This window comes from Pantoea sp. CTOTU50773 (assembly GCF_032082325.1).
GTDB lineage: Bacteria > Pseudomonadota > Gammaproteobacteria > Enterobacterales > Enterobacteriaceae > Pantoea > Pantoea communis.
This window is the reverse complement of record NZ_DAMDQC010000051.1, coordinates 19,008-27,284: the sequence shown is the minus strand read 5'-3', so window position 1 is coordinate 27,284 and position 8,277 is coordinate 19,008. Positions and strand designations below refer to the sequence as shown.

Annotated in this window: 8 protein-coding genes and 1 pseudogene; 6 read left to right on the top strand and 3 right to left on the bottom strand. The window is 57.1% G+C overall.

Annotated elements, in window-relative coordinates; genetic code table 11:
* Together RT340_RS10485 and RT340_RS10480 are read left to right on the top strand one after the other, a co-directional pair.
* Nucleotides 1–211 (top strand): annotated as a pseudogene (locus tag RT340_RS10485) (phosphatase); the annotation flags it as partial.
* A 26-nt stretch (nt 212–237) separates the two neighbouring features.
* Nucleotides 238–798, top strand: coding sequence for a molecular chaperone (locus RT340_RS10480; protein ID WP_211727804.1), 561 nt, complete (start codon nt 238–240; stop codon nt 796–798).
* Here RT340_RS10480 and RT340_RS10475 read toward each other — a convergent pair whose 3' ends face one another.
* On the bottom strand, nt 799–2,160 hold the full coding sequence (locus RT340_RS10475; RefSeq protein WP_313375790.1) for a CoA transferase: 1,362 nt from the start codon (nt 2,158–2,160) through the stop codon (nt 799–801).
* A gap of 47 nt (nt 2,161–2,207) precedes the next feature.
* Nucleotides 2,208–3,092, bottom strand: coding sequence for a DMT family transporter (locus RT340_RS10470; RefSeq protein WP_211727805.1), 885 nt, complete (start codon nt 3,090–3,092; stop codon nt 2,208–2,210).
* Between the two features lie 191 nt (nt 3,093–3,283).
* On the opposite strand from RT340_RS10470, the gene RT340_RS10465 reads away from it, so the two are divergent.
* On the top strand, nt 3,284–4,003 hold the full coding sequence (locus RT340_RS10465; RefSeq protein ID WP_058959686.1) for a glutamine amidotransferase: 720 nt from the start codon (nt 3,284–3,286) through the stop codon (nt 4,001–4,003).
* On the opposite strand, the gene RT340_RS10460 is transcribed toward RT340_RS10465, so the two are convergent.
* Nucleotides 3,991–4,554 carry a class I SAM-dependent methyltransferase gene (locus RT340_RS10460; RefSeq protein ID WP_211727972.1) on the bottom strand — a complete coding sequence of 188 codons (564 nt, stop codon included), beginning with the start codon at nt 4,552–4,554 and terminating at the stop codon, nt 3,991–3,993. The two genes, RT340_RS10465 and RT340_RS10460, sit on opposite strands and share 13 nt — an antisense overlap.
* A 383-nt stretch (nt 4,555–4,937) precedes the next feature.
* Here RT340_RS10460 and RT340_RS10455 point away from each other — a divergent pair, with 383 nt between their 5' ends.
* The 3 genes from RT340_RS10455 to RT340_RS10445 all read left to right on the top strand — a co-directional run bounded on the left by RT340_RS10455 (nt 4,938) and on the right by RT340_RS10445 (nt 8,242).
* Nucleotides 4,938–6,458: an aldehyde dehydrogenase family protein gene (locus tag RT340_RS10455; RefSeq protein ID WP_160832521.1), complete on the top strand. Its 1,521-nt coding sequence runs from the start codon at nt 4,938–4,940 to the stop codon at nt 6,456–6,458.
* 124 nt (nt 6,459–6,582) lie between these two features.
* Nucleotides 6,583–7,926 (top strand): aryl-sulfate sulfotransferase, encoded by a 1,344-nt coding sequence (locus RT340_RS10450; RefSeq protein WP_211727806.1) that lies wholly within the window; start codon nt 6,583–6,585, stop codon nt 7,924–7,926.
* A 151-nt stretch (nt 7,927–8,077) separates the two neighbouring features.
* Nucleotides 8,078–8,242, top strand: coding sequence for a hypothetical protein (locus RT340_RS10445; RefSeq protein ID WP_211727807.1), 165 nt, complete (start codon nt 8,078–8,080; stop codon nt 8,240–8,242).
* Nucleotides 8,243–8,277: the final 35 nt, after the last annotated feature.

Below are 8,277 nucleotides of genomic sequence, written 5' to 3'. Positions count from 1 at the left end.
CGCTGAAGCGGTGCGTGATGCCGGCGAGCGTCTGGCGTTTGGGTCGGAGTCGCACACCGCCTTTACCCTCGGTCATTTCGAACACTGCATCCGCATTACGCGTGAAGTGGATTTGCCCGAGGATCGCGTGTTAAATGTCACGCCGCGCCGCCTGCTCGACTTTCTCCAACAGCGAACCGGTAAGCACATTGCTGAATTTGCGGACTTTTAACTTTTAGCCTCAAGGAATTCTGTTGCATGAATGAGTTTTCCATTCTCTGCCGCGTCATCGGCTCGCTGTTCAACCGCCAGCCACAAGATCCATTGCTGGTGCCGCTCTTCTCCATGCTGCGTGAAGGCAAACTGAAGGCTCAGTGGCCGCTGGAGCAGGATGAACTGTTAACACGTCTGCAGCAGAATAGCGATCCGCAGGCCCTGGCGGCGGATTACAACGCACTGTTCGTCGGCAGCGAATGCAGCGTACCGCCTTACGCCTCACAATGGCCAAACGGCCCGCAAGAAGCGGATGTGCGTGCGTTTCTCTCTTCACGTGGCATGCCGTTAAGCGACGCGCCAGCCGACCATTTTGGCGTACTGCTGCTGGCGGCCTCGTGGCTGGAAGATCAGTCCGCGGAGGATGAGTTTGCTGCGCAATTAGCGCTGTTCGACGACTATCTGCTGCCGTGGTGCGGCGCGTTCCTCGGCAAAGTGGAAGCCCACGCGACCAGCGCGTTCTACCGCACGCTGGCCGCGCTGAGCCGTGAAGCTATTCAGGCAATGTACGACGAGCTGAACGAAGGCAACGACGAAGAAGCCTGATTACCAGCTGGCTGCGCTGCTGCCGAGCTTGACGCCCGGCGTGGCGCAGATCATCGGCGTGCCGGGCAGGTATGCAGCGGCACGCAACCTTTCGGCAATCCCCCACGTATTGATCTCAACTGTCGGCAGGGCATCGTCGTGCTGCGCGGTAATGCCATGCTGCGGCTGTTGCGGTGACGCGCCAAACTGTTGCAATAGCCTGGCGGTGCGCGCCAGCGATAGGCGTGCCTGCCAGCCAACGTGATTTTCCCGACGTTGACGCATCCCTTCCAGCACAGCGGCGGCCATCATATAGCCAGTGGCGTGATCGAGCGCCTGCACCGGCAGCGGTTTCGGTTTGATGTTACCACGCCAGACCATGCCCTGTTCGGCAATGCCGCATCCCATCTGCACCAGACTGTCAAAGCCGCGACGATTGCGCCATGGTCCGCCCCAGCCCCACGCATTGAGACTGACATCCACCAATCCGGGCGACAGTTTGCGCCGTGACTCGGCATCCAGCCCCAGCTTTTCCAGCGCATCCGCGCGATAACCATGCACCAGCACATCAGCGTGTTTGATTAGATCGCGCAGCTGCTCAACGCCCGCTCTGGATTTGAGATCGAGCCGTGCGCAGCGTTTGCCGCAGGTGATCTCCTCCTCCAATGTTGGCTCTTCCCAGCCGTAAGGATCGATACGTAAAACCTGCGCGCCAAGGCTGGCGAGAAAACGCGTGGCGACCGGCCCGGCGATAATGCGCGTCAGATCCAGCACACGCACGCCGAGCAGCGGACGAGCAGGCTGCAGTTGCCAGCCGGGCGTTGGGGCATCCCCCGTGGCCTGTTGGGCGATCAGCGCTTCACTGCTGACGGCCAGCCCTTGCGGGTGCTGCAACCACTGTTGCTCACTGCGCATCTGCGCAGCACAGCCGCCAGCCTCAATCACGGCCTGCTCCAGCGCGGCCGCTTGCCACTGAGACACCCGCTGCGCTAATGCGGCGCGGTCGGCGTGTTGGCCCAGCACCTGCTCCATGGCGGCGCGATGATGCGGAGCGTTGGTGTGCAGACGGATCCAGCCATCGGCGGTGGCGTAATCGCCTGCAAAGGGATCCCAGAGCGCGGCGGGTGAGCGATTTAGCGGCGTGAGGCTGTGCTGAAACCAGCGAGAGGCGAGCCTTACATTGACGCTAACCGGGGCCGATTGCCCGAGTAAATCGCTCACTGCCTGGCTTGCCAACCCGATGCTGGTGGCGGCCAGTTCACTGACGGCAAACGCGGAAGAAAAGGTATCGGGCTGGAGAAAGCTGAGCGCGGGAAGGGGTTCCGCGCCACGCAATCCTTGCCACAGTTGCTGCCATAACGCGGCAGCAGATTGAGTATCCATATTGAGTCTCCGGAAAACGCGCGAGACTCAAGCATAGCAGAGAGAATTTAACGGCGGCGCAGGCGAGGAAAGCGCGCGTGCATGCGCAGATTACGCAGGTTGATCACCGCAATGGCGGTACCGAGCACTACCAGAGACGCCCCGAGAATTTTGAAGCTGTTCATGCTATCGCCCAGCACAATTACGCCCATCAACACGGCCAGCACGGGCGTGAGCAGCGAGTAAGGCATGATTAAGTTGACGTTGTACTTTTTCAGCAACGAATACCACAGGGTATAAGCCACAATCGAGGAAGCCAGCGCGCTGTAAAGAATACCAAACCAGCCGCGCCAGCCCGCATGACTTAAGGCGTAAAACTGGTGCGATTCGGTGAGCCAGGAAGCGGCACCGACAATCGGCACGGCGAGGAAGGAGATCCAACCGGTGAGCGTCAGCGGTTTTATCGGCGGCGATTTCTTCACGATCATATTGCTGATGGCCCAGCCAAAGGCGCTGCACAACAAGATGCATAAGACCCACCACGCCGGAATCGTGGGGCTGCCGGAGAGCACCGCCACGCCACTTAAAGAGATCGCAATACCAAACAGCTGTACCAGCGTCAGCTTCTCTTTTAGCACCAGCATTGCCAGCAACATGGCAATCGGCGTACCAAGCTGCACCACAATCGCACCGGTGCCGGCATCGGTAAAGCGCATGCCGACAAACAGCAGCGAGAAGTGCATAAAGCCAAAGGTGAAGGCAAGGGTGAGCAGCCATGGCAGCTGTTCGCGCGTAATTCGGCAGAACGGCACCAGTACAATCGCCACCACCACAAAGCGCATCCAGGTGAGGAACAGCGGCGGAAGTTCCAGCAATCCCCACTTCACTGCCACGTTATTGAAAGCCCAGATGGAGACCACCATCAGAACCATAAAGAAATGCCGCACTGCCACAATGTCATCCTTCACATGAAAGGGGGGTAATCACCGGCTAATCATGGCACGAAGCCGTACATTTCTGTGACATTGTGCAAAAATATTTTTCGTTATGGCATGAGCTTATGCAGGAAAAAAATAAGACAGGTCACTGATTTCCTGTCAAAGTGGATGTCCGAAAGCTGACTCCGTTAAGGAATGAATTCGGAATGACACACACCCGCGCGTTACCCCTTGCTCTGATTCAACTCGAAGTGCCGCCACCGCAGGTTGTGGCGCAAATTGGTGAACAACCCGTCTGGTTTATTGATGCGCTGCAACTGCAGCCTGAAGACTATGTGATTGTCCGTCCGCATCTTGGCGAAGAGTTGCCGGCGTTTGATCGCGTCAGCGGCGCGATTCTCAGCGGCTCCTGGGCAATGGTCACCGACCACGCCGACTGGAGCGAACGCACGGCCGCATGGATCCGTGGTGCGCTGGAAGCGGAGCTGCCGCTGCTGGGCGTCTGTTACGGTCATCAGCTGATGGCGTATGCGCTGGGCGGCAAAGTGGGTGATAACCCGAACGGCTGGGAGCGCGGCTTGAAAACCCTGACCCACACTGCCAGTGATGATCCCTGGTTAGCGACGTTACCAGGTGAATTCCAGGCGTGGTTGTCACATCGTCAGTCGGTGATTACGCCGCCGTCGCAGGCTGAAGTATTGGCACGTTCCGAGCTGGATGGCTGCCAGATTTTACGTTATTCCCCGCAGGCGCTGTCGGTGCAGTTCCACCCGGAGTTTACCCGCGAAATCATGACCACCTGCTTACCGGAAGGCGTGAGTGATGATGGCGCGCAGGTCGCCGGTGAGGATTGGTCACGTGAGTTGCTCCAAAGATTCTGGCAGCAAACGCGGCCGCAGCCGCGCGTGCAGGCTCAGGGCGCGTAATGCCGTGTGCAGCGATAAACCCAGGCGGGCGGCATATTTTTCAGCACCCGCTGGCGCTGCCAGGTGAAGTAACGTGACAGGGTAGGTTGGGTCAATGAGGTGTATTGAAACTGGATAAATACACCGCGCGGGCCCAATACATCGTGCACGGCGCTCAGAATCGCTTCGCGCGTTTCCGGCGGCAGCGACAGCAGCGGCAGGCCGGAAAAGATCACATCGTATTCACCCGACAAGTACTCGGCTGAGCACGCACGCACCTGCATGCGCGGATCGCTCCACGCGCGCAAACTCTTCACTAAATCTGGACTGATCTCGAACACATCTAATTGAGCCTGCGGCGACATTCTGTCCAGAATATGACGGGTTAACACGCCGTCACCGGCACCCAGTTCGGCGATATGCAGGCTGTGATCCCAGTTGGCGGCATCGCACATGGTGCGGCACAGCGCAGCAGAGGAGGGCGTGATGCTGCCCATCTTGCGCGGGTTTCGAATAAATTGCTGAACAAAGTTCGCTTTGGCGCGCATTAACGTCAGGGCTGAAGCCAACATCTCTTTCTCCTGATGAGTATCCTGTTTCATATTGACCAAATTCATTGCGTTTGCTTCGCTTTTCGCTGCATATGCGGCAAAACTCGGAATTTTCCGCAACGAAGCGGGGAAGAAATTGGAGAGATGTAAAGCTGATAACCTGGCTGTGAATTGGCGCAATAGACTCCCGCCATCTGCGGCGGGCAAGAGCGTAACGTTTAATCAATGCTGAGACTGACGTGCAGTATCATCACGCATAAATCTCAAACCCTCATTGCCGGAATTTTCCTTCGGTGCGGTCACAGTTTCCCGCTCTGCGATCTGACAGGCTGACATTGATCGATCAATGTTAATAACAGGTTTCATAGTTGTTATTCGCCACTCTGTCCGCAAGGAGAAACACCATGCGTTACGCTGCTCCGGGAGAACAAGGTTCTCTCATCACTCTGCAATCGCGTTATGGCAACTTTATCAACGGCGAATTCGTTGCGCCGGTGAACGGTAATTACTTCGTCAACACCACCCCCATCAACGGTTCTACCATCGGCGAGTTCCCGCGTTCGGATAAGGCCGATATCGATAATGCGGTGGCGGCAGCACAGGCCGCTGCAGATGCCTGGGGCAAAACCTCCCCGCAGGCACGTTCGCTGGTGCTGCTGAAAATCGCCGATCGACTGGAAGAGAAGCTGGAATACATCGCGGTCAACGAAACCTGGGATAACGGCAAGCCGGTACGTGAAACCTTGGCCGCTGACCTCCCGCTGGCGGTAGATCACTTCCGCTACTTCGCGGGCTGCGTGCGCGCACAGGAAGGTACCGCAGCAGAAATCGATGAATTCACCGCCGCTTATCACTTCCACGAACCGCTGGGCGTGGTCGGGCAAATCATCCCGTGGAACTTCCCGCTGTTAATGGCGGCGTGGAAACTGGCTCCGGCGCTCGGAGCGGGTAACTGCGTGGTGTTGAAACCGGCTGAGCAGACGCCCTTGTCGATCACCCTGTTTATGGAAGTGATCAAAGATCTGGTACCGCCGGGTGTCATCAACGTGGTGCACGGTTACGGTAAAGAAGCCGGTGAAGCGCTGGCGTCACATCCGGGCATCGCCAAGATCGCCTTTACCGGCTCCACCGCTACCGGTGGGCACATCCTCGAGCTGGCGGCGAAAAGCCTGATCCCGTCCACCGTTGAGCTGGGCGGTAAATCACCGAACATCTTCTTTGAAGACATCATGGATGCGGAAGAGAGCTTTATCGAGAAAGCGGCAGAAGGCGTGGTGCTCGGTTTCCTGAATCAGGGCGAAGTCTGTACCTGTCCGTCACGCGCGCTGGTGCAAGAGTCGATCTTTGAGCCGTTTATGGCGGCCGTCATGAAACGTATTAAAACCATCAAACGCGGCGATCCGCTGGATACCGAAACCATGATTGGCGCGCAGGCGTCGCAACAGCAGTTCGACAAAATCCTCTCTTATCTGGAAATCGCGCAGAAAGAGGGCGCACAGGTGCTGCACGGCGGCGGTGTAGAGAAGATTGGTGAAGCGTTTGATAGCGGCTACTACATCCAGCCCACGCTGCTGAAAGGCGATAACAGCATGCGCGTGTTCCAGGAGGAGATCTTTGGACCGGTGGTCGGTGTGCTGACCTTCAAAGATGAAGCGGAAGCGCTCGCCATCGCCAATGACTCGATCTACGGGCTGGGCGCTGGCGTCTGGACCCGCGATATCAACCGCGCCTATCGTATGGGGCGCGCGATTAAAGCGGGTCGTGTCTGGACCAACTGTTATCACCTTTATCCGGCACATGCGGCGTTCGGTGGCTATAAAAAATCCGGTATCGGTCGCGAGACCCATAAAATGATGCTTGATCATTACCAGCAAACCAAAAACTTGCTGGTGAGCTACAGCACGCAACCGCTGGGCTTTTTCTAAGCACTCAGGCAGCGGGTCATGCCGCTGCCTTTTCTCCCACATGCCTCATTCGGACTAATCCTGCCGCCATTCGCATCTACCCTATAAGGGCGTTTTCTTTCTCCCTTAGTCAGGATGGTGAATCATGCGTATTGCGGCAACGTTGTCTGTCTGCCTGTTGTCCATCTCATTTGGTGCATCGGCCATTCCCAGTGCGTTTCCTACGGGCGTGACGTATTACGATCCCGCGCGTGCCTGGAACGGTTATGTGGTGATCCCCGGCAGCGATAACCAAACCCACTTAATTGATATGACCGGGCAGGAAGTGCATCGCTGGGCCTATGAAGGATTCCCAAGCTGGCCAATTCCCACTGATCGCATCAACGGCCAGCGGGGGCATCTGCTGGTACAGCTGGAGCGTCAGAAAGATCTCGATAAGGAAGCCAGCCCCGGCAACGGCATGGTGAATGCCAGCGTGGCGGAAGTGGACTGGAACGGTGCGGTACAGTGGCAATACGGCAGTCAGCAGCAGCCGGTGCATCAACACCATGAAATCCAGCGCCTGGCAGATGGCAACACCCTGGTGCTGGGCGCGGCACTGCGCCAGCTGCCGGGCTACAACTATCGCATTATCGATAATACGCTGGAGGAGGTGTCGCCGCAGGGGGAAAAGCTATGGAGCTGGTCGGTGGCCGATCACCTCAATGAGCTGGGTTTTTCTGACGCGCAACTGGCGATGATCCGTGACAGTCAGGACGCTGACTTTTTGCATATGAACACGGCGGCACCGCTGGGACCAAACCCGTGGTTTGATAAAGGCGATCAGCGCTTTGCCCCTGACAACATCCTGTTTAACTCGCGCAACGGCAACGTGGCCGTGATTGTCGATCGGCAGACGGACAAAGTGGTGTGGCGCATCGGGCCTGATTATCCAGCGCTGAAGCTGGATACACCGCTGCCGCGTCCGCTGGATCAACTGATTGGCGAGCACGATGTGCACATGATCGGACCGGGCTTACCGGGTGCTGGCAATATTCTGATTTTTGATAATCAGGGCAACGCCGGATTCCCGCCCACGCGGCAAGGATTCTTCTCCGCTTCACGCGTCATTGAAGTGAACCCGCAAACCAAACAAATCGTCTGGGAGTACACCGGCGAGAAATCGGGACAAGCGATCTCCACCTTCTACAGTGCCTATATCAGCAACGCGCAGCGCCTGCCGAATGGCAACACCTTGATCAACGAAGGGCAGAGCGGCCGCCTGTTCCAGGTGACACCGCAGGGCGCGATTGTCTGGGAGTACGTCAGCCCGTTTTACGGCAAAGCGATGCCGCGCGATCACTACAGTGGCAACACGGTGTATCGCGCCTACATGGTGGATTACCGCTGGGCACCAGATGGGACGCCGCACAGTGAGAAGGGGGTGACAGCGGATTGCATCCGTTATCCGGCGCTACCAGGTTGTCCGGCACTGACATCCTCACAGTAAGAAATGTGCGTTACTTCTTTAATCAGACTGTCATTTGGCCGTGACAGAGTGCCTGCATCACGAAAGCAGAATATTCCGCTACATTTGAGCCTGGTCTTGTCGATATAAGAGTGTAGGGAAAGTAAAGTCGCGCACCATTTTAAGGAAAAACATGAACACATTGCATAAGTTTCAAAAACAGCACGATGACGTGCTGGATGCCGATGATCAGCACATCATCACGGTGAATCTGCCGGGACGTCAGGCGATCTACGTGATTGGTCAAAACGATGATGATGCCGATATGCTGTTAGACGTACAACTCGGTGCGATGTAAGCATCGCGCAGTGCTCACCCCATAAAAAAATCCGC